Origin of the sequence: Stenotrophomonas acidaminiphila, from assembly GCF_001431595.1 — a bacterium.
GTDB lineage: Bacteria > Pseudomonadota > Gammaproteobacteria > Xanthomonadales > Xanthomonadaceae > Stenotrophomonas > Stenotrophomonas acidaminiphila.
The window spans coordinates 55,286-74,541 of record NZ_LDJO01000038.1 but is presented as its reverse complement, the minus strand read 5'-3'; the positions used below and the strand labels follow the sequence as shown (position 1 = coordinate 74,541).

At 71.5% G+C, this 19,256-nt stretch carries 17 protein-coding genes; 5 read left to right on the top strand and 12 right to left on the bottom strand.

What is annotated here, in order from left to right; genetic code table 11:
* The 4 genes from ABB33_RS12535 to ABB33_RS12520 all read right to left on the bottom strand — a co-directional run.
* On the bottom strand, positions 1-401 hold a 401-nt coding region (locus ABB33_RS12535), incomplete at its 3' end, for a DUF6607 family protein (RefSeq protein ID WP_338108058.1).
* Positions 402-477: 76 nt separating this feature from the next.
* Positions 478-2,661 carry a TonB-dependent hemoglobin/transferrin/lactoferrin family receptor gene (locus tag ABB33_RS12530; RefSeq protein ID WP_056932330.1) on the bottom strand — a complete coding sequence of 728 codons (2,184 nt, stop codon included), beginning with the start codon at positions 2,659-2,661 and terminating at the stop codon, positions 478-480.
* A gap of 142 nt (positions 2,662-2,803) precedes the next feature.
* Positions 2,804-3,001 (bottom strand): hemin uptake protein HemP, encoded by a 198-nt coding sequence (gene hemP, locus ABB33_RS12525; protein WP_054667571.1) that lies wholly within the window; start codon positions 2,999-3,001, stop codon positions 2,804-2,806.
* Between the two features lie 141 nt (positions 3,002-3,142).
* A complete protein-coding gene (locus ABB33_RS12520; protein ID WP_056932329.1) occupies positions 3,143-4,114 on the bottom strand; it encodes a potassium channel beta subunit family protein in 972 nt (323 codons plus the stop codon).
* Positions 4,115-4,314: 200 nt separating this feature from the next.
* Here ABB33_RS12520 and ABB33_RS12515 point away from each other — a divergent pair, with 200 nt between their 5' ends.
* The 3 genes from ABB33_RS12515 (at position 4,315) to dusB (ending at position 7,780) form a co-directional block, all read left to right on the top strand.
* Complete coding sequence (locus tag ABB33_RS12515; protein WP_054667572.1) at positions 4,315-5,613, top strand: NupC/NupG family nucleoside CNT transporter; 1,299 nt, start codon at positions 4,315-4,317, stop codon at positions 5,611-5,613.
* A gap of 54 nt (positions 5,614-5,667) precedes the next feature.
* A complete protein-coding gene (locus ABB33_RS12510; protein WP_056932328.1) occupies positions 5,668-6,621 on the top strand; it encodes a ribokinase in 954 nt (317 codons plus the stop codon).
* A 154-nt stretch (positions 6,622-6,775) separates the two neighbouring features.
* Positions 6,776-7,780 carry a tRNA dihydrouridine synthase DusB gene (dusB, locus tag ABB33_RS12505; RefSeq protein WP_054668774.1) on the top strand — a complete coding sequence of 335 codons (1,005 nt, stop codon included), beginning with the start codon at positions 6,776-6,778 and terminating at the stop codon, positions 7,778-7,780.
* A 120-nt stretch (positions 7,781-7,900) separates the two neighbouring features.
* Here dusB and ABB33_RS12500 read toward each other — a convergent pair whose 3' ends face one another.
* The 8 genes from ABB33_RS12500 to olsF form a co-directional block, all read right to left on the bottom strand.
* Positions 7,901-8,500 (bottom strand): nitroreductase family protein, encoded by a 600-nt coding sequence (locus ABB33_RS12500; RefSeq protein WP_056932327.1) that lies wholly within the window; start codon positions 8,498-8,500, stop codon positions 7,901-7,903.
* Positions 8,501-8,646: 146 nt separating this feature from the next.
* Entirely contained in the window at positions 8,647-9,708 is a 1,062-nt protein-coding gene (locus ABB33_RS12495; protein WP_056932326.1) for a metal-dependent hydrolase, read from the bottom strand.
* Positions 9,709-9,745: 37 nt separating this feature from the next.
* On the bottom strand, positions 9,746-10,864 hold the full coding sequence (locus tag ABB33_RS12490; RefSeq protein WP_056932325.1) for an ABC transporter permease: 1,119 nt from the start codon (positions 10,862-10,864) through the stop codon (positions 9,746-9,748).
* Complete coding sequence (locus ABB33_RS12485; RefSeq protein WP_056932324.1) at positions 10,861-12,039, bottom strand: ABC transporter permease; 1,179 nt, start codon at positions 12,037-12,039, stop codon at positions 10,861-10,863. The genes ABB33_RS12490 and ABB33_RS12485 overlap by 4 nt, the downstream gene beginning before the upstream one ends.
* Positions 12,024-13,034: an HlyD family secretion protein gene (locus ABB33_RS12480; RefSeq protein ID WP_054667578.1), complete on the bottom strand. Its 1,011-nt coding sequence runs from the start codon at positions 13,032-13,034 to the stop codon at positions 12,024-12,026. Before ABB33_RS12480 ends, ABB33_RS12485 begins: the two co-directional genes overlap by 16 nt.
* Entirely contained in the window at positions 13,031-14,386 is a 1,356-nt protein-coding gene (locus tag ABB33_RS12475) for a TolC family protein (protein WP_380610115.1), read from the bottom strand. Before ABB33_RS12475 ends, ABB33_RS12480 begins: the two co-directional genes overlap by 4 nt.
* A gap of 117 nt (positions 14,387-14,503) precedes the next feature.
* Positions 14,504-15,418 carry a UDP-2,3-diacylglucosamine diphosphatase gene (locus ABB33_RS12470; protein WP_056932322.1) on the bottom strand — a complete coding sequence of 305 codons (915 nt, stop codon included), beginning with the start codon at positions 15,416-15,418 and terminating at the stop codon, positions 14,504-14,506.
* On the bottom strand, positions 15,415-17,127 hold the full coding sequence (gene olsF, locus ABB33_RS12465; RefSeq protein WP_056932321.1) for a bifunctional ornithine lipid synthase OlsF: 1,713 nt from the start codon (positions 17,125-17,127) through the stop codon (positions 15,415-15,417). Before olsF ends, ABB33_RS12470 begins: the two co-directional genes overlap by 4 nt.
* A gap of 221 nt (positions 17,128-17,348) precedes the next feature.
* Here olsF and metK point away from each other — a divergent pair, with 221 nt between their 5' ends.
* Together metK and ABB33_RS12455 are read left to right on the top strand one after the other, a co-directional pair.
* On the top strand, positions 17,349-18,584 hold the full coding sequence (metK, locus tag ABB33_RS12460) for a methionine adenosyltransferase (protein WP_054668775.1): 1,236 nt from the start codon (positions 17,349-17,351) through the stop codon (positions 18,582-18,584).
* Positions 18,585-18,717: 133 nt separating this feature from the next.
* Positions 18,718-19,233: an acyl-CoA thioesterase gene (locus ABB33_RS12455; protein ID WP_054667581.1), complete on the top strand. Its 516-nt coding sequence runs from the start codon at positions 18,718-18,720 to the stop codon at positions 19,231-19,233.
* Positions 19,234-19,256: the final 23 nt, after the last annotated feature.

The following is a 19,256-nucleotide window of genomic DNA, read 5'->3' as shown; positions in this document are numbered from 1 at the left end:
CACTGGGTCCACGCGCCGCGGGTGAGGTCGGCGGGAAGCGGGCGCACCCGCCAGGTCTGGTCGGCGCTGAACTCGAAGCGCACCGGCGCTTCGTAGGTCCAGTCCTGGCGCCAGTGCTTGGTCACGTGGCCGCTGGCCGGATCCACCAGCAGGTGCTGCAGCACGATGCGGGTGGGAGTGTCCTCGACCACGACCACCAGTTCGTTGCCGCCGCTACGCATCGCCGGCGCGCGCGCATAGCCGGGCTGCAGCAGCACGGTTTCGTCGAAGGCGAAATCCACCGTGTATTCGCCCTGCATGCGCACGATGGTGTCGTGGTCGCGGACGGGGTCGGCGGGCGCGGCGGAGGCGCCGGCACTGGCGGCGCACACCAGCAGCAGGCTGGCGCAATGCGGTTTCATCATGGGTTCCTCGGGGGCGGTGGGAAGGCCGTCCATGGCCGGGTGACGCTCCATCGGGGGAGGCGGCCGGTGCCGCTCACCAGGCCAGCGACAGGCTGGCCGAGAGCGTGCGGCCGGGGTTGCTGTAGCGGTCGACCACGCTGCTGGAGGCGGCCAGGGTCCCGGCCAGGCCGGACCATTCGATGTAGCGGCGGTCGGCCAGGTTGAACACGCCGGCGTGGGCGGTGGCGCCCGGTGCGAAGCGCCAGTGCGCCATCAGGTCGAGCACGCCGTAGCCGGCCGGGCGGAACGCGTCGGCGCTGGCGACCCGGCCCTTGCGGCGGGCGAAGCTGCCGGCCAGCTGCATGCCCCAGTCGTCGCGGTCGTAGGCCAGCCCGAGGCTGCCGCGCAGCGGGTCCACCGTGTCCAGCGGCACGCCCTCGCTGAGGTTGCGCCCGCGCGACCAGGCCGCCGCACCGCGCAGCGACCAGCCGGCCAGCCGCGCATCCAGCGCGCCGAGCTCCAGCCCCGCCTTCAGTTCGGCGCCATGGATGCGGGCGTCGGCGATGTTCTGCGACTGGAACACCATCAGCCCCTGTGCGTTGGTACCGACGTAGCGCTGCGATTCGATGAAGTCGCGGTAGTCGTTGCGGTAGCCGCCGAGGCTGGCCCACAGTGCCGGCCCCACGTAGCGCACGCCCAGTTCCAGGCCATTGCTGGTTTCCGGTTTCAGGTCCGGGTTGGGAATGGCGGTGTAGCCGAACATGACGTTGGTGAAACCCAGGTTGACGTCGTTGTAAGGCGGCGAGCGGAAGCCGCGCGCGTAGCCGGCGAACAGCGACCAGCGCGGATCCAGGCGCCAGACCATGCCCAGCTTCGGCGACACGCTGGTCTTGCGCAGCGAGGCCAGCGCCACGCCGGGGTTGTCGTCGCTGAAGATCGCGTCGGCCTGCGGTTCGAGCCGGTAGTGGTCCACACGCACGCCGGGCACCAGCGACAGGCGGCCGTCGGCCAGCCGCACCTCGTCCTGCAGGTACAGGCCCAGCTCGGTGGTGCGGCTGACCGGGAAGTCGCGCACCGGGAACGCGTCGGGCAGGATCGTGCTGCTGGTGCCGCCATTGGCCAGCACCTGGTAGCCGTCGCGCTTCTGCCGGATCCGGGTCCAGGTGCCATCGAAGCCCCAGGTCAGCGCGTGCTCCGCCGCGCCGGTGGCCAGGCGCTTGTCGAACTGCGCCTGCGCGCCATGCACCCGCTGGTCGAAATCGAACACGCGGTGGCGGCGGCTGCGGTTGGCGCGGGCCTCGTCGGTGACCTGGGTGGTTTCGCTGTCCTGGCGGTACAGCTGCCAGCGCAGGCTGTCGGCGAAGGCCGCGTCCAGGGCATCCATTTCATGGGCGAACGACACCCGCGCGCGGGTCTGCTTGTCGTGCGCCTTCATGCCGGTGGTGGTGGCATGGTCGATGGCCGACAGGACGTCGGTGTCGGTGATGTCCTCGTTGCCCTCCACGGTCAGCCGCAGGCGCTGGTCCGGGTCCGGCGCATAGACCAGCTTGGACAATACGCTGCGCCCGTCGCGCTCCTGCGGGTTCGCCGCGGTGCGGGTGTTGTCGGCGCTGCGCACCCGGCCCTTGTTGCCGGTTTCCTGGCCCTGGCGGTGGTTGACGTTGACCATGCCGCTCCAGCGCGTGCCGCCGAAGGCGGTGGTCACCCCGCCCAGCAGACCCTGCCAGTCGCCGTCGTAGCCCAGCTTCAGGCCGACGTGGCTGTGCTTGCCGTCGCCCAGGTAATCGGCCGGGTCCTTGGTGACGAAGGCGACCACGCCGCCCAGCGCGTCGGAGCCATACAGCGAACTGGCCGGACCACGCACGATTTCCACCCGCTTGAGCGTTTCCAGGTCGGTGAAGTCGCGGTTGGCACTGGCGAAGCTGCCAATGGCGAAACTGCGCGGCATGGCGATGCCATCGGTCTGGATCAGCACGCGGTTGCCGTCCAGCCCGCGGATGCGGAAGCCGCCCAGGCCGAAGCGGGCCACGCTGCGGGTCACCGAGATGCCCGGTTCGTAGCGGACCAGGTCGTCGATGTCATGGACCAGCTGCCGGTCGAGCTGTTCGCGTTCGATCACGTCGACCGTGGCGGCGACGTCGCCGACCGCGCGCCCGGTGCGGGTGGCGGTGACCTGGACGCGGTCCATCTGGTGGGCATCGGCCGGCGCGGCGGGGTCGGCATGGGCGGGAAACAGCGTCGCCCACAGGGCGACGCTCAAGGCGGTGGGACGGATCATGGGTACCTGGAATCGAAAGGTTGGCCCGCGGCACAGCGGCCGGCCGCCGCAGCGGCCCGGCCGCGGCCGAGGGGGAGAGAAGATGCGATTCAGGCGGGCATGACGCGCGGACGCGCCGGCTGGCGGCGATTGCGGCCGGGAATTACTTGGTGAGGATCAGCTTGTCGTTGCTGGTATGGCGCAGGCGGTAAACGCGGTCGCCATGGCGGATCAGGATCTCGCGCTGGCCATTCAGCAGCGCGCCGCTGTCGATGGCGTCGTCGACGGGCAGCGGGCGCGGGGCGGGACGCTGCGGCAGGTGCAGGGTACGGGGACGGAGCAGGACAGGTTGGGCGAACATCGCGGCGGTTCCGTGGCGGGGACGGAATTGATGATAATGATTCTCATCCGCGACGCAAGAGGGTCGCGCACGCTTTTGCCACGCGCGCCCATCCCACCGCGCGTCCAGGCCGGCGGCAACGCCCCCGGCCCGTCGCCGCCATCAGTCGAACGCGGCCTCCAGCCTGCCCCACGCGTCCTCGCCGAGGCGCTCGAACACCTCCAGCGCGCGCAGGTTCTCCTCCAGCTGCGCGACCCGGCTGGCGCCCAGAATCACGCTGGAGACATGCCGGTTGCGCAGGCACCAGGCGATGGCCAGCTGCGCCGGCGATTCGCCCAGCTCCGCGGCCAGCGCGGTGAAGCGCCGCACCTTTTCCAGCCGCGCATCGGCCGGTTCGCCCAGCACCGCCGACTGCAGCCAGCCCAGCGACGGCTGCGCCAGCCGCGAGCCGGCCACGATGCCGTCGTTGTACTTGCCGGTCAGCAGGCCCGAGGCCAGCGGCGACCAGATGGTCGTGCCCAGCCCGGCGTCGGCGTACAGCGGCGCGTATTCCTGCTCCACCCGGGTGCGGTGCAGCAGGTTGTACTGCGGCTGCTCCATGCTCGGCGCGTGCAGGCCGTTGCCGCGGGCGAACGCCACCGCCTCGGCGATCTGCGCGGCCGACCACTCCGACGTCCCCCAGTACAGCACCTTGCCCTGGCGGATCAGCACATCCATCGCCTGCACGGTCTCGGCGATCGGCGCCTCCGGGTCCGGGCGGTGGCAGTAATACAGGTCCAGGTAGTCCACCCGCAGGCGCTTGAGCGCGGCATGGCAGGCATCGTGCACGTGCTTGCGCGAGAGCCCGCGCTGCAGCGGGTTGGGTGCCTCGACCGCGCCGAAGAACACCTTGCTGGACACGCAGTAGCCGTCGCGCGGAAGGCGCAGGTCGGCGATCACGTCGCCCATCACCTGCTCGGCCCGGCCCTGCGCGTAGACCTCGGCGTTGTCGAAGAAGTTGACCCCGTTGTCCCAGGCCGCGGCGATCAGGTTGCGGGCCTCGCCGCGGGCGATCTGGCTGCCGAAGGTGACCCAGGCCCCGAAGGACAGGGCGGAAAGCTGCAGGCCGGACGACCCGAGGCGGCGGTATTGCATGGCTGGCTCCTGGAACACGGTGCGCGCCGGCGGCGCGGACAGCCGCCAGTGTAACCGCCGCCACCGGACCGATAGCGTCCGGGACCTTGCCGATGGCGGCTTGATCGCCGCCGTTGCCCCCGCCCGGCATCGGGATTGTTGCCCGCCACTGGCCGCTGCTCTAGGCTTGCCGCTTTTGCGGGCTCGCCCGGGGAATACTCATGGTCGAAGGTTTGGGCAGGATCGGCTTCGGCCTGTTCGGTCTGGCGGTGCTGATCGGCATCACCTGGCTGTTTTCCAACAACAAGAAGGCAGTGGACTGGAAGCTGGTCGCCACCGGCATCAGCCTGCAGATCGCCTTCGCCGCGCTGGTGCTGCTGGTGCCGGGCGGGCGCGACGTGTTCGACTGGCTGGGCCAGGGCTTCGTCAAGATCCTCAGCTTCGTCAACGAAGGCTCCGGCTTCATCTTCGGCAGCCTGATGGACGTGTCCAAGTACGGCTTCATCTTCGCCTTCCAGGTGCTGCCGACCATCATCTTCTTCTCGGCGCTGATGGGCGTGCTCTACCACGTCGGGGTGATGCAGGCGGTGGTCAAGGTCATGGCCTGGGCGATCACCAAGGTGATGCGGGTGTCCGGCGCGGAAACCACCAGCGTCTGCGCCAGCGTGTTCATCGGCCAGACCGAGGCGCCGCTGACCGTGCGTCCCTACATCCCGAAGATGACCCAGTCCGAGCTGATCACCATGATGATCGGCGGCATGGCGCACATCGCCGGCGGCGTGCTGGCCGCCTACGTGGGCATGCTCGGTGGCGGCGACCCGGTGGCGCAGGCGTTCTACGCCAAGCACCTGCTGGCGGCGTCGATCATGGCCGCACCGGCCACGCTGGTGATCGCCAAGCTGCTGGTGCCCGAGACCGGCACCCCGCTGACCCGCGGCACGGTGAAGATGGAAGTGGAGAAGACCTCGTCCAACATCATCGACGCCGCTGCCGCCGGCGCCGGCGACGGCCTCAAGCTGGCACTGAACATCGGCGCCATGCTGCTGGCCTTCATCGCCCTGATCGCGCTGCTCAACGCACCGCTGACCTGGCTGGGCGAGGTCACCGGCCTGGCCCAGGCCATCGGCAAGCCGACCAACCTGGCGACCATCTTCGGCTACGTGCTGGCGCCGATCGCCTGGGTGATCGGCACGCCATGGGCCGACGCCACCACCGTGGGCTCGCTGATCGGCCAGAAGGTGGTGATCAACGAGTTCGTCGCCTACCTGCAGCTGTCGGAGATCATCAAGGGCAATGTCGCCGGCGTCAGCCTGAGCGACGAAGGCCGCCTGATCGCCACCTACGCGCTGTGCGGCTTCGCCAACTTCAGCTCGATCGCCATCCAGATCGGCGGCATCGGCGGGCTGGCCCCGGACCGTCGCCACGACCTGGCCAAGTTCGGCCTGCGCGCGGTGCTCGGCGGCACCATCGCCACGCTGATGACGGCGACCATCGCCGGCGTGCTCAGCCACTTCGGCTGAGCCCACGCGCTCCCCCTTCGGCTCCCCCAAGCCACCTGAAGAGAAATTGATTCCATGAAGTCTGTTGTTGTTGCCGGTTCCTTCAATGTCGACCACGTCTGGCGCTGCGATGCCCTGCCCGCGCCGGGGGCGACCATTGCCGGGCGCTACAGCACCGGTCCTGGCGGCAAGGGCTTCAACCAGGCGGTGGCCGCGCGGCGCGCCGGCGCCGGCATCACCTTCGTCTGCGCGCTGGGCGAGGACGCCGGCGGCGCGCTGGCGCGGCAGCTGGCCGCGGCCGACGGCATCGTGCTGGCCGCCGAGGCCAGCAGCGAGCCCACCGGCACCGCCGGCATCTACGTGGACAGCCGCGGCCGCAACTCCATCGTCATCGGCCCGGGCGCCAATGCCTCGCTGAGCACCGGGTTCATGGCCGCCAACGCGGCGCTGATCGGCGCCGCCGGGGTGCTGCTGGCGCAGCTGGAGTCGCCGGTGGAGTCGATCGAGGCAGCCCTGGGCATCGCCCGCGAGGCCGGCGTGCTGACCGTGCTCAACGCCGCCCCGGCCAACGCCCCGTCGACCATCGGCCTGCTCAAGCTGGCCGACGTGCTGACCCCGAACGAAACCGAGTTCGCCGCCCTGCTCGGCCGCCATGTCGGCGAGCGGGTGGAGGCCGACGACGTGGCGGCGCTGGACGGCGCCAGCCTGCACGCGCTGTGCCGCAAGCTGTCCGGCAACACCGTGGTGGTCACCCTCGGCGCGGTCGGCGTGTTCGTCTCGCACGACGAGGAACGCCTGCGCGGCGACAGCCAGCCCTACTACCGCGTAGCCGCCGAGGCGGCGCAGGTGGTCGATACCACCGGTGCCGGCGACGCCTTCAACGGCGCCCTGGCGGCCTCGCTGGCGCAGGCGCCGGACGCGGCCTTCATCAAGCACGTGCGCTTCGCCAACCAGTACGCGGCCCGCTCCACCGAGAGCGAAGGCGCCGCCGCGGCGATGCCGCGGATGACCCCGGCCGACGCCGCCTGAGCCCCCGGGCCGCCGCTCCACTGACCGCGGCCGCTCACGGCGGCGCGGCGATGGCGCGGCGCCGCCACCGGCAAACCGGATGATGGCTGAAGCCACGCCCGCGCACCGGGCCGGCGCCGGCATCGGCGCCGCGCCGGGCACTACAATGCGCCGCATGCAGATCGGCCCCTACACCATCGCGCCCAATGTGGTGCTCGCGCCCATGGCCGGCGTCACCGACAAACCGTTCCGGCAGCTGTGCAAACGGCTCGGCGCGGGCCTGGCCGCCTCGGAGATGACCATCTCCGACCCGCGCTTCTGGAACACCCGCAAGTCCATCCACCGCATGGACCATGCCGGCGAGCCGGCGCCGATCAGCGTGCAGATCGCCGGCACCGAACCGCGGCAGCTGGCCGAGGCCGCGCGCTACAACGTCGACCACGGCGCACAGATCATCGACATCAACATGGGCTGCCCGGCCAAGAAGGTGTGCAATGCGTGGGCCGGCTCGGCGCTGATGCGCGACGAGGCGCTGGTGGCGCGCATCCTGGAGGCGGTGGTGGGCGCGGTGGACGTACCGGTCACGCTGAAGATCCGCACCGGCTGGTGCGCGCAGGTGCGCAATGCCCCGGCCATCGCCCGCATCGCCCAGGACAGCGGCATCGCCGCGCTGGCAGTGCATGGCCGCACCCGCGACCAGCACTACACCGGCACCGCCGAATACGACACCATCGCCGCGATCAAGGCCATGCTGGACATCCCGGTGCTGGCCAACGGCGACGTCGATTCACCACGCAAGGCCGCGCAGGTACTGGCCCACACCGGTGCCGACGCGGTCATGGTCGGGCGCGCAGCGCAGGGCCGGCCGTGGATCTTCCGCGAGATCGCCCACTACCTGGCCACCGGCCAGGAGTTGCCGCCGCCGTCGCTGCAGGAAGTGCGCGACATCCTGCTCGGCCACCTCGCCGACCTGCATGCCTTCTACGGCGAACCGCAGGGCGTGCGCATCGCCCGCAAGCACCTGGGCTGGTACGCGAAGGACCGGCCCGAACACACCGATGAGCAGCGCGCGGCCTTCCGCGCCGTGGTCAACGCCGCCGAGAGTGCCGACGCGCAGCTGCGGCTGACCCGCGACTACTTCGACGGGCTGATCGCCGCGCAGCCGCTGGCTGCGGCCTGAGAGCCGCCACGTCCTGCACCTGGTGGCGGCACTGTCCAGCGCCGGCCCGGGGCATTGAAAAGCCCGCCCGCGAAGCGGACGGGCCGGGGTCGGCGCGGGGGGAGGAGCGCGCCGGAACGCTCAGGCGAAGACCTTGAAGCGGGCCTCGTCTTCCATGTAGCTCTTCTCGCCGATGGCCGCCTCGTTGGAGCCGAACGGCATCTGCGCGCGCAGCTGCCAGTTGCCGGCGATGCCCCATTCGCGGCGCACCGCCTCGTCCACCACCGGGTTGTAGTGCTGCAGGCTGGCGCCGACGCCGGCTTCGGCCAGCGCCGTCCACACCGCGAACTGGGCGATGCCGTTGGCGTGCTCGGCCCAGACCGGGAAGTTGTCGGCGTACAGCGGGAACTGGTCCTGCAGGCCGCGGGTCACGTCCACGTCGTTGAAGAACAGCACCGTGCCGGCGCCGGCGGCAAAGCTGTCCAGCTTGCCCTCGGTGGCGGCAAAGGCGGCGGCCGGCACGATCGGGCGCAGCGCGTCCTTGACCAGCTCCCAGAACTTCACGCTCTGCGCCCCGTGCAGGATCAGCGCGCGGGTGGGCTGCGAATTGAAGGCCGACGGCGCCTCGCGCATGGCCTGCTTGATCAGGTCGGTGGCCTGGTCCTGGCCGATGGGCAGGTTGCGGCCGAGCGCGTATTGGGAACGACGCTGCTTGTACAGGGCAATGGCTTGGCTGTTCATGGTGACTCCGGAAGGAAGGAAAGCCGGCAAGGCGGCCATTCGTGGAATGGGCGCCAGTGTAATTGGCTACAAATTCAGAACAAATATTAAATAAATCACTATTTGTTCCAAATTCAGCACGACGACCTTCCGCCGGAATCTCCCGCCTAGCCGCCCGTCACCTCCGCCGCCGGCATCACGCCCTCATCGTTCCATATCCGGCGCCAGACCTGCGCCAGCCGCTGCTCCAGCACCGCGCGACCACCGGCGTCGCGGTACACCGGGCGCAGCTGCCGCGGCGCAATCGGCGCCCAGCGGCCCCCCTGCTCGCGGGCCACGGCGAAACTGAAGTTGTAGTCCGGCTCAAGGCCCATGCGCAGGTCGCTGAGCACCAGTTCGCCATCGCGCACCTGCGCGCGCATGAAACCGCGGTTGAACCATTGCAGCCGCGCCACCGCCGGGATCGCCGCGGCCTGGCGCAGCGCCTGCACGTTGGAGGGATGGCCGGTGAAGCGCATCGGCCCGTGGTCGGCCCACAGCGAGCGGTCGCCGACCACGTAACCCTGCGGGGTCATCGCCACCACCCGCCACAGCAGCGTGTTGAACGGCATCGGCACCGAGAACCGCGGTGCGTCGGCCAGCCCCATCGCCGCCAGCGCGCGGCCGGCATCGCGCTCGACCAGGTGCTTGGCCAGCAGCGACCAACCCAGGTAGCCGCAGCTGAGCACCAGCCCGGCGACCAGCGCGCGCTGCGCCAGCGGGCGCGCCCGCGCGAACCACGCCACCGCGCAGGCCAGGCCCAGCCACAGCGTGTACAGCGGATCGATGATGAACACGCTCGACCACATCGTCGGATGCGGCATCAGCGGCCACCATAACTGCGTGCCGTATACGGTGAACGCGTCCAGCAGCGGATGGGTGACCAGCGCCAGCACCATCGCCCACCACCAGCGCAGCGGCGCCTGCGCCACCCGGCCGTGGCCGAAGCGCCGGTACAGCCACCAGATCAGCGTGCCCAGCAGCGGCAGCACGAACAGCGAATGGCTGAAACTGCGGTGCACCGTCATCAGGCTCACCGGGTCGCGGGTGAAGGCGATGATCAGCAGCCCGTCGAGATCGGGCAGCGTGCCCAGGGCGGCACCGGCGAGCAGCGCCGCGCGGCGGTGGCCGGCGGGCGCGATGGCGGCGGCGACGGCGCCGCCGAGGACGATCTGGCTGAGGGAATCCATGCCCGCATTATGCCGTCGCCCGCGGCATTCGCCCGGGTCATGCCGGTGGCCGCGCCGGCACGCGCAGCCGCCATGCCGCCAGCGCGCCGTACAGCAGCGCCAGCAGCAGCAGGTTGAGCAGCTCGCCGCCGACCTCGGGCACGCGCGCGCCCATCTGCTGGGTGCGCACGATGGCGTTGATGCCCGCGGTGGTCGGCAGCAGCGTGGCCAGCGCCACCAGTGCCGCTGGCGAGGCCAGCGCCGGCCATGACAGGTTGGACAGGAAGAACAGCGGGATCGAGACCCCGGTGACGTACTGGAAGGCGCGCTCGCGGGTGGTGAAGAAGCTGCCGACGAACAGGCCGAACGCCACCGACGCCAGGGCGAACAGCAGCACCGCCAGCAGCAGGCCCGGCACGTTGCCGCCACGCGGGTAGTCCTGCACCCAGGCGTTGAAACCGGCGTAGTAGAGCAGCCCGGCAACCGCCACCAGGGTGAAGGCCGCGGCGATGCCCAGCAGCACCGGCGGCGCCACCTGCAGGCGCCGCCCCGACTGCGCGCGACGGGTGCCCAGCAGCACGCCGATGCCCAGCAGCAGGGTCTGGTGCACGATCAGCTCGGCCACGCCCGGCACCACGCTGCTGCCGTAGCCCTCGCGGGTGTTGTACAGCGGCCGCTGCACCAGTTCGAGCGGTGCCGCCAGCGGCGGCCCCATGAAGCCGGCCTGGCGCACCGCCTGGTCGCGGCCGAAGGCGCCGATGCCCTCGGCCAGGCCGCTCAGGATGGCGCTGGCGTGGCTCAGGTAGGCGCCATTGCCCAGCAACACCAGCTGGCCGCTGCCGCCGCGCAGGATGTCGCGCTCCAGCCGCGCCGGGATCAGCACGATGCCGTCGACCTGCCCGGCTTCCAGCTGCGCGCGCGCCTGCGCCAGGTCCCGGGGCTGGGTCGCCACCCGCACCGCGCGCAGCGCGTCCACATGCCGGACCAGCGCGCGGCTGGTGGCGCTGCGGTCGGCGTCGACCACCGCCAGCGGCAGGTCGCTGGCGACCTGGTGACGGTAGGCCGCCGGGTAGAAGAACGAATACAACAGCACCGCGCCGATCATCACCGTGCACGCGGCCGAGTCGGCGAACACCGCCCGCAGGGTGGCGCCGAAGCTGGCGGCGACCCGGCTCATGCCGGCAGCGGCCGCGGTGCGCCGCGCGCGGCGCGCGCCAGCAGCAGCGACCCGGTGCCGCCGGCCACCACCGCCATCAGCAGCAGCACGCCCAGCGGGCGCAGCGACACCGTCCACGCCGCCCCCATGAACAACTGCTGCATCTGCACCTGCACATAGGCGGTGAGCGGCAGCAGCGCGTTCCACACGCGGGTGAACAGCGGCGCTTCGATCACCGGGAAGGTGGCGCCGGAGAACGCCAGCGCGGTGCCGATGCTCAGCCCCACCAGCGACAGCCCGGTGCACATGTCGCGGGCAAGGGCGATGAACAACAGCGCGAAGCAGCAGCAGGCCAGGTAGAACAGCGGCTGTGCCAGCAACAGCAGCCACAGGCTGCCGGCCACGCCATCGCCGCGCACGTATGCCACGTACAGCACACCCAGCGCGCCATACAGCGAGAACAGCGCCACGTACGCCGCCAGCTTGCCGGCGATGGCGGCCCACGGCCGCCGCCCCAGCCAGGGGGCCAGCAGGCCGTCGCGGCGCTCGCGGCCGAAGGCGCCGCCGGCAGCCAGTGCCGCCAGCAGCGACAGCACCGCGGGGAAGATCAGCGGCAGCAGGAACAGTTCATAGCTGCGCGCCGGGTTGTACAGCACCGTGGCCTGCACCGTCACCGGCGCCGCACGCAGGCGCGCCGGCCCGGCCTGCAGGCCGATCCGCTCCTTCAGCATGCGCGCGTTGTACGCGCCCACCGCCTCGGCGATGTCGCGCGCGGCCGATTGCCCGGTGGCCATGTAGGTGGCGTTGTAGAACGCGTAGACCGGTGCCGCTTCGCCGCGCAGCGCGCGCCGGCTCATGTCGCGCGGCACCAGCACGATGGCGAACACCTCCAGTGCGCGCAGCTGCGCCTGCGCCTGCTGCAGCGATGCCGGCTGCCGCACCAGCGCCACCCCGGGGCTGGCATCGATGGCGCGCGCCAGCGCGCGGCTGTCGGCGCTGCCGTCCAGGTCCACCAGCGCCACCGGCACCTGGCGCAGCACCGAGCCGGAGAACAGCGCCATCATCAGCGCCATCGCCAGCAACGGCATCAGCGTGACCAGCGCCAGTTCCCAGCGATCCCCGCGCCAATGGCGCAGCTCGCGCCGCAGCGACGCAACGAACGCGGCCCCGGCGCCCGCCGTCAGCCCTGCGGCCATGCGAACAGCACGCTCATGCCCGGGCGGAACCCTTCGATCGGCTGCCGCGGACGCACCCGCACCTCGAAGCTGCGTACGTCGTAGCCGGACGACTGCCGGGTGCTGCGCCAGGTGGCGTAGTCGCCGGCCGGACTGATGAAATAGACCTCGAACGCGGCCTTGCGCCCGCCCAGCGCCGGGATCGTGCCGTGCAGCGTGGCGCCGGTCGCGAGCCCGTGCAGCTGGTCCTCGCGCAGGGTCAGCGCCACCCACATGTGGTCGATGTCGACCAGGGTGAACACCGGGTAGCCGGCCGGCACCAGTTCGCCGATGTCGGCCATGCGCTTGCTCACCTCGCCGGCCAGCGGCGCGTGGCCGCGGGTTTCCTGGCGCGCGGCATCGACCTCGGCCCTGGCGCCCTCGGCCTGCCGTACCTGCGCCAGCGCGGCGGCCTTGTCCTGGCGCCGCGCGCCGGCCAGCGCCTGGTCGTACTGCGCCCGCGCCGCACGCGCCAGCTCCTCCGAACTGCGCGCCTGGGCCTGGGCTTCGTCGCGCTTCTGCCGGGTGACCACGCCCTCGTTGAACAGCGTGTCCAGCCGCCGGAAGGTGGCCGTGGCCAGCTCGGCGCCGGCCCTGGCACGCTTCCAGTTGGCCTCGGCGGCACGGATGTCCTCGCTGCGCGCGCCCTCTTCGGCCTTGTCCGCCATCGCCTGTGCGGCCGCGACCACCGCGGCGGCCTGGCGCTCCCTGGCCGCGACTTCCGGGCTGTCCAGCTCGAACAGCACCTGCCCGGCCGCGACCCGGTCGCCCTCGCGCGCGTGCAGCGCGTGCAGCCGCGCGGTGACCTTGGCCGCGACGTTGACGCTGTCTGCGTCGGCCATGCCCTGCACCTGGTCGGGCGGCGTGCGCAGGCCCAGCCACAGGCCCAGCGCCACCAACGCCAGCAACAGCACGCCAGCGATGGCAAAAACGCGGCGCTGCCGCGGTCCCGTGGCCTGTCCCGGTGTATCGCTCATTCCAGCACCTTGTCCGCCCGCCGGCGGTAGTCGTCGAACCGTTGCATCTGCCCGCTCACTTCCAGCAGCTGCGCCAGGGCCACGTCGAACTGGTAGGCCGCCTGCGCCCGTTCCACCCGCGCCGCACCCAGCCCCAGGCGCGCGTCGATCACGTCCAGCGAGGTCGCCTGCCCTTCGCGGAAGGACAGTTCCTGCAGGCGCAGGTTCTCCTCGGCCTGGGCGATGCTGCTGTCCAGCAGCCGGAACTGGGTGCGGGCGGTGTCCAGCTCGTTCCGGGCCTTGCCCACGCCCAGCCGCACCTGGTTCTCCGCCTCGCCAAGGCCGGCACGCGCCTGTTCCAGCTGCGCCCGCGCCGCGCTGACCTGCAGCGGCCGCGCCGTCGGCGACAGGAAGGTGTAGCGCAGGCCGATGCCGAACGCCCAGTCGGCGTCGGTGAGCAGCGCGTCGCGGCGGTGCAGGTCGTACTGCCCGAACAGGTAGACCTGCGGCTTGAGCCTGGCCTGCTGCACGCGCACGCCCTGCTCGGCCTGCAGGCCCAGCGCGCGCAGGCGTTCGATCTGCGGGTGGCGCTGCAGCGCGCTGCGCTCGAAATCCTCGCGCGCGCCCAGCGGCGCGTCGATCACGAACAGCGGCGAGGTGGTGCCGACGTTGCCGCCGCTGCGCAGCAGCGTGGCCAGCGCCTGCTGCAGGGTGGCCAGGTCGTTGAGCGCCTTCTGGTAATCGCGCTCGGCCTTGTCGCGGGCGACGCTGGCCTGCAGGCGCTGGGCGCGGCTGGCGAAGCCTTCGCGCTCGAGCTTGAGGGCGTCGTCCAGGTGCCGCTGCAGGCCATCGCGGACCTCGCGCCGCACCTGCGCCGCGCGCTCGGCCAGCTGCTGGCCGAAATAGGCCTGCACCAGCTGCAGCGCCAGCGACTGCCGCTGCGCCTCGCGCTCGGCCTGCGCCTGGGCGGTGGCCGCCTGCGCCGCCTGCTGCGCCGCCGGGATCAGCCCGCCGCTGTACAGCGGCACGCTGGCGGTGACGATCGGGCGGGTGCGCCAGTCGCGCTCGGCGAAGCGCAGCGGCGATTCGATGCCGAACGCCTCGGCCACCGGCGCCAGCGAACCCAGCGGCAGCTCCAGCGATTTCTGGAACTGCATGCGGCGTATGTCGCCGGTGATTTCCGGCAGCCGCAGGTAGCGGGTGGCGTCCTGCAGGTCCTGCTTGCCGCGCACTCCCGCGTCGGCCGCGGCCAGCGCGTCGGAGACCTGCTCCAGGCGCTCGCGCGCCTGCTCGAAACTCAATGCCGGCGGGTCATCGACGCTGGCGGCAGCGGTGCCGGTGGCTGCCAGCAGAACCCAGGCCGCGAACAACACCGGCAGCACCGCCCGTGCCCCGGTCGTCGACTGCGTGTGTACCACCGCGGATGCTCCTTTCCCCAGCCCCCGGCCAGCATAGCGCCGCCATCGTGAGGAAGAAGCATGCACACCGCCTCAGGCGGCCCGCGCCAGCGACGCGCGTGGCGGCAGCCACGCCAGGCTGCGCCCGGCATGGTCGAGCAGGCGCAGGCCGCCATCGTGATCCTCGGCCAGGGCGGTGAGGCTTTCGACCCAGTCGCCGTCGTTGGCGTACACCAGGCCATCGCGTTCGACCAGCGCGGCGCGATGGATGTGGCCGCAGACGATGCCGTCCAGGCCGCGGCGGCGGGCGTCGTCCAGCCCGGCCTGCACGAACCGCTGGATGTAGCGCTCGGCCGCGCCGCTGCGCCGCTTGAGGAACTCGGCCAGCGACCAGTAGCGCAGGCCGAGGTGGCGGCGCAGCGCGTTGAGCAGGCGGTTGCCGGTGAGGATGCGCTCGTACAGCCAGTCGCCCGCCGCGTACTGGAGATCGGTGCCCAGGCGGCACCAGCGGTGCCGGGGTGCGGCGGCGGAAGCAGCACCGGCGCCATCCGCCGCATGGGACGGCGCGGCGGGGCGCGCGGCACGCGTCGGCACCGGCCGATGCCAGCGCGTGACCGCATCGTAGTCGTCGCCATGCACCACCAGCAGGCGGCGGCCATCGGCGGTGACGTGGATGGCGCGCCGCCGCACCTGCATCGCCGGCAGCATCAGTCCGCAGGTACGACGCAGCGGGGCGTCGTGGTTGCCGGGGATGTAGATGATCGCGGTACCGGCACGGCGCAATGCGTGCAGCGCCTCGATCACCGCGTTGTGCGCCGCGGTCCAGCTGGCGCGCCGCTGCGCCAGCCACCACAGGTCGACGATGTCACCGACCAGGTACAGGCGTTCGCAGCGCAGCGTGGACAGGAAGCGTGCCAGTTCGGCGGCATGGCAATGGCGCGCGCCCAGGTGGGTGTCGGAGATGAACACCGCGCGCCGGCGCGGCAGCAGCGCCGCCGGCGCGCTCATGCCACGGCCCCGGCGTCGCGCAGGTAGCGCCTGCGCTTGTTCGGCCGGATCGCCTGCAGATCCACTTCGATCAGGCCGTCGATGGAATCGCTGAAATCCGGGTCCACGCCGAACGCCAGGAAGCGCGCGCCGCCCGGCTCGCACAGGTCCGTGTACTGGCGGTAGAGGGTGGGCACGCTGGTGCCCAGCGCGGCCAGGTTGGCCTTGAGCAGCTCGAACGCGGCATCGGCATCCATGTCGCCGAAGCTCGGCGGCGCGGCGAAGTACTGGAACGGCCGGGTCGATTCGACCAGGCCGTGGCCACCGCCGTAGTAGCGCTGGTAGTAGGCGACCAGCTGCTCGCGCGCCTCGCGCGGCAAGGCCGCGCTGATCGACACCGCGCCGAACAGGTAGCGCACGCCCGGCTGGCAGCGCAGGTAGGCGCCGATGCCCTGCCACAGGTAGTCCAGGCTGCGGCTGCCCCAGTAGTCGGGCACGACGAAGCTGCGGCCCAGCTCCATGCCCTCGGCGATGCGGCTGATGGCATCGTCCGCGTAGCGGAACAGCGCCGCGGTGTAGAGCCCGGCCAATCCGCTGCGCGCCAGCGCCTGGGCGCCGCGCATGACGCGATAGGCGCCGGCGATGCGCTGCTGCGTCGCGTCCCAGACCACGATGTGCTGGTACAGCAGGTCGAAGTCGTCCAGGTCGCGGCTGCGCCCGGTGCCCTCGCCGACCCGGCGGAAGGTCAGCTCGCGCAACCGGCCCAGTTCCAGCAGCAGGGGCGAGCCGGCGGCGCAGCGCGCCAGCCGGATCTGCTTGCCGTCGCCGGTCTGGCCAAGCAGTTCGGCGGCTTCGATGTCCGCCGCCACCCGCTCGGCGGCGATCGCCGCGGCCAGCGGTTCGGGCCCGCCGCCGACGCCGCCCGCCTGCCCGTGGCCACCGCCAAGCGCGTACAGCGCATGCCGTACCGCCTGCAGCTGCAGCGCCGGGTCCAGCGCGGGGTCCAGCTGCATGGCCTGCCCTACCCACAGGCGCAGCGGCCGCCCGCGGCGGGCGAACATCTCGCGCGCGAGCAATGCGGTGCCGGCCGGTTTGAACAGTGCCGAGGCCCCGTAGAACAGCGCCGAGTTGCGCGCCTGCACCCGCACAGGCAGCACCGGCGCGCGGGTGGCGTTGGCGAAGCGCACGAAGCCGCGGTTCCAGCGGCCGTCGCGGATGCCGCGCAGCGACAGCCGCGACACTTCGCCGGCCGGGAACACGATCACGCACTGTTCGGCGGCCAGCGCCTGTTCCACCGCGCGCAGGCTGTCGCGGCGGGCGCGGCCGCCCAGGATCCGCACCGGCAGCAGCAGCTCGCGCAGCGGCTCCAGCTCGGCCAGCAGGTCGTTGGCGATGATGCGCACGTCGCGCCGCACCTGGCCCACCGCGTCCAGCAGCGCCAGCGCGTCGAGCGCGCCGGAGGGATGGTTGGCGACCACCAGCAGCCGCCCGCTGGCGGGGATCCGCGCCAGCGCGCCGGGCTCCAGCTGGTAGCGGCTGCCCAGGAAGTCCAGCGCGGCCTCGACGAAGGCGAAGCCGCGGCGCTCGCCGTTGTGGCGCAGGAACGCCTGCACCCGGTCCAGCCGCGACCAGCGCCCCACGCCGCGCAGCAGCGGCCGCGCCAGGTGCCCGCGCGGGCCATGGAACCACTCGGGATAGCGCTGCTGCAGGCGTTGCTCGATCTGGTGCATGGCGGTTGTCCGACGGCCCGGTTGGCCGGCAGCCTGCGCCCGCCACGCGGCAGCGCGGTTGCGGTTTTGCGGCAGTTCGGTGACGCCCGCCCGGGAGCGGCGGGGTGGGTGAACCGGTTTATTAACCGGATGGCAACAACCGGCCCTGCACTATTCCAGCCGTGCCCCGGCCGTGTATCATGCGCGGCTATCTTTTCATCCGCATACAGGGATACAAGCTCATGTCCAGCTATCTCTTCACCTCCGAGTCGGTCTCCGAAGGCCATCCGGACAAGATCGCCGACCAGATTTCCGATGCGGTGCTGGACGCGATCCTGACCCAGGACAAGCGCGCCCGCGTCGCCTGCGAAACCCTGGTCAAGACCGGTGCGGCGATCGTCGCCGGCGAGGTCACCACCTCGGCCTGGGTCGACATCGAAGAGCTGACCCGCAACGTCATCAACGCGATCGGCTACGACAACTCCAACGTCGGCTTCGACGGCCACACCTGCGCCATCATCAACATGCTCGGCAAGCAGTCGCCGGACATCGCCGCCGGCGTCGACGGCACCGACAGGAAGGCCAAGAAGCCGGAAGAACAGGGCGCGGGCGACCAGGGCCTGATGTTCGGCTATGCCTGCAACGAAGCCCCGGAATTCATGCCGGCGCCGATCTACTACTCGCACCGCCTGGTCGAGCAGCAGGCCAAGGTCCGCAAGAAGAAGAATTCGCCGCTGCCGTGGCTGCGCCCGGACGCCAAGAGCCAGGTCACCCTGCGCTACGGCCAGGATGGCCGGATCGAGGGCCTGGACGCGGTGGTGCTGTCGACCCAGCATGACCCGGGCGTGAAGCAGAAGGACCTGATCGAGGCCGTGCGCGAGCACATCCTCAAGCCGGTCCTGCCCAAGGCGTGGCTGGACGCGCTGCCGAAGAACAAGGTGCACATCAACCCGACCGGCATCTTCGTGATCGGCGGCCCGGTGGGCGACTGCGGCCTGACCGGCCGCAAGATCATCGTCGACACCTACGGCGGCATGGCCCGCCACGGTGGCGGCGCGTTCTCCGGCAAGGACCCGTCCAAGGTCGACCGCTCGGCCGCCTACGCCGCCCGTTACGTGGCCAAGAACGTGGTCGCCGCCGGCCTGGCCGACAAGTGCGAAGTGCAGGTCTCCTACGCCATCGGCGTGGCCGAGCCGACCTCGATCTCGGTCACCACCTTCGGCACCGGCAAGATCGCCGACGCGCAGATCGAGAAGCTGATCCGCGCGCACTTCGACCTGCGCCCGTACGGCATCATCAAGATGCTCGACCTGATCCACCCGATGTACCAGCAGACCGCCGCCTACGGCCACTTCGGCCGCAAGCCGAAGGAGTTCTCGTACGTCGACGGCGACGGCAAGACCCAGAACGCCACCGCGTTCTCGTGGGAGAAGACCGACCGCGCCGAGGCGCTGCGCAAGGCCGCCAAGCTCAAGTAAGCCCGGCCCGGCAGGTACCGACCGGAAAGGCCGCCCGCACGGGCGGCCTTTCCATTTGCGGATGGGCCAGCGGCGCGTGCATCCAGCCACCATGCCGGGTTAGCCTGCGGCTCCGCCCATCGCGCCGCCGCCCATGTCCGCACCCACGCCCCACCAGTTGTCGATGACCGTGCTGATGACCCCGGAGATGGCCAATTTCTCGGGCAAGGTGCACGGCGGCGCGGTGCTGCGCCTGCTCGACCAGGTCGCCTATGCCTGCGCCAGCCGCTATGCCGGCAACTACGTGGTCACCCTGTCGGTGGACCAGGTGATGTTCCGCCAGCCGATCGCGGTGGGCGAACTGGTCACCTTCCTGGCGTCGGTGAACTACACCGGCACCTCGTCGATGGAGGTGGGCATCAAGGTGGTGGCCGAGGACATCCGCAAGGGCAGCGTGCGCCACGCCAACAGCTGCTTCTTCACCATGGTCGCGGTGGACGACGACGGCAGGCCCACGCCGGTGCCGCCGCTGCAGCCGGCGAGCGGCGACGAGACGCGCCGCTACGCCGCCGCGCAGATCCGCCGCCAGCTGCGGCAGGACATGGAGCAGCGCCACCGGGAGCTGCTCGGCAGCAGCCCCGCCGCCGCCACGCAGCCGCGGTCCCCGTAGCGCCGCGCCGGCGCGCTGCCGGT

What these genes read in the sequence shown, in the direction of transcription:
- ABB33_RS12530 (WP_056932330.1), bottom strand. Translation starts at nt 2,661, where the DNA reads ATGATCCGTCCCACCGCCTTGAGCGTCGCCCTGTGGGCGACGCTGTTT.
- hemP (WP_054667571.1), bottom strand. Translation starts at nt 3,001, where the DNA reads ATGTTCGCCCAACCTGTCCTGCTCCGTCCCCGTACCCTGCACCTGCCG.
- ABB33_RS12520 (WP_056932329.1), bottom strand. Translation starts at nt 4,114, where the DNA reads ATGCAATACCGCCGCCTCGGGTCGTCCGGCCTGCAGCTTTCCGCCCTG.
- ABB33_RS12515 (WP_054667572.1), top strand. Translation starts at nt 4,315, where the DNA reads ATGGTCGAAGGTTTGGGCAGGATCGGCTTCGGCCTGTTCGGTCTGGCG.
- ABB33_RS12510 (WP_056932328.1), top strand. Translation starts at nt 5,668, where the DNA reads ATGAAGTCTGTTGTTGTTGCCGGTTCCTTCAATGTCGACCACGTCTGG.
- dusB (WP_054668774.1), top strand. Translation starts at nt 6,776, where the DNA reads ATGCAGATCGGCCCCTACACCATCGCGCCCAATGTGGTGCTCGCGCCC.
- ABB33_RS12500 (WP_056932327.1), bottom strand. Translation starts at nt 8,500, where the DNA reads ATGAACAGCCAAGCCATTGCCCTGTACAAGCAGCGTCGTTCCCAATAC.
- ABB33_RS12495 (WP_056932326.1), bottom strand. Translation starts at nt 9,708, where the DNA reads ATGGATTCCCTCAGCCAGATCGTCCTCGGCGGCGCCGTCGCCGCCGCC.
- ABB33_RS12490 (WP_056932325.1), bottom strand. Translation starts at nt 10,864, where the DNA reads ATGAGCCGGGTCGCCGCCAGCTTCGGCGCCACCCTGCGGGCGGTGTTC.
- ABB33_RS12485 (WP_056932324.1), bottom strand. Translation starts at nt 12,039, where the DNA reads ATGGCCGCAGGGCTGACGGCGGGCGCCGGGGCCGCGTTCGTTGCGTCG.
- ABB33_RS12480 (WP_054667578.1), bottom strand. Translation starts at nt 13,034, where the DNA reads ATGAGCGATACACCGGGACAGGCCACGGGACCGCGGCAGCGCCGCGTT.
- ABB33_RS12470 (WP_056932322.1), bottom strand. Translation starts at nt 15,418, where the DNA reads ATGAGCGCGCCGGCGGCGCTGCTGCCGCGCCGGCGCGCGGTGTTCATC.
- olsF (WP_056932321.1), bottom strand. Translation starts at nt 17,127, where the DNA reads ATGCACCAGATCGAGCAACGCCTGCAGCAGCGCTATCCCGAGTGGTTC.
- metK (WP_054668775.1), top strand. Translation starts at nt 17,349, where the DNA reads ATGTCCAGCTATCTCTTCACCTCCGAGTCGGTCTCCGAAGGCCATCCG.
- ABB33_RS12455 (WP_054667581.1), top strand. Translation starts at nt 18,718, where the DNA reads ATGTCCGCACCCACGCCCCACCAGTTGTCGATGACCGTGCTGATGACC.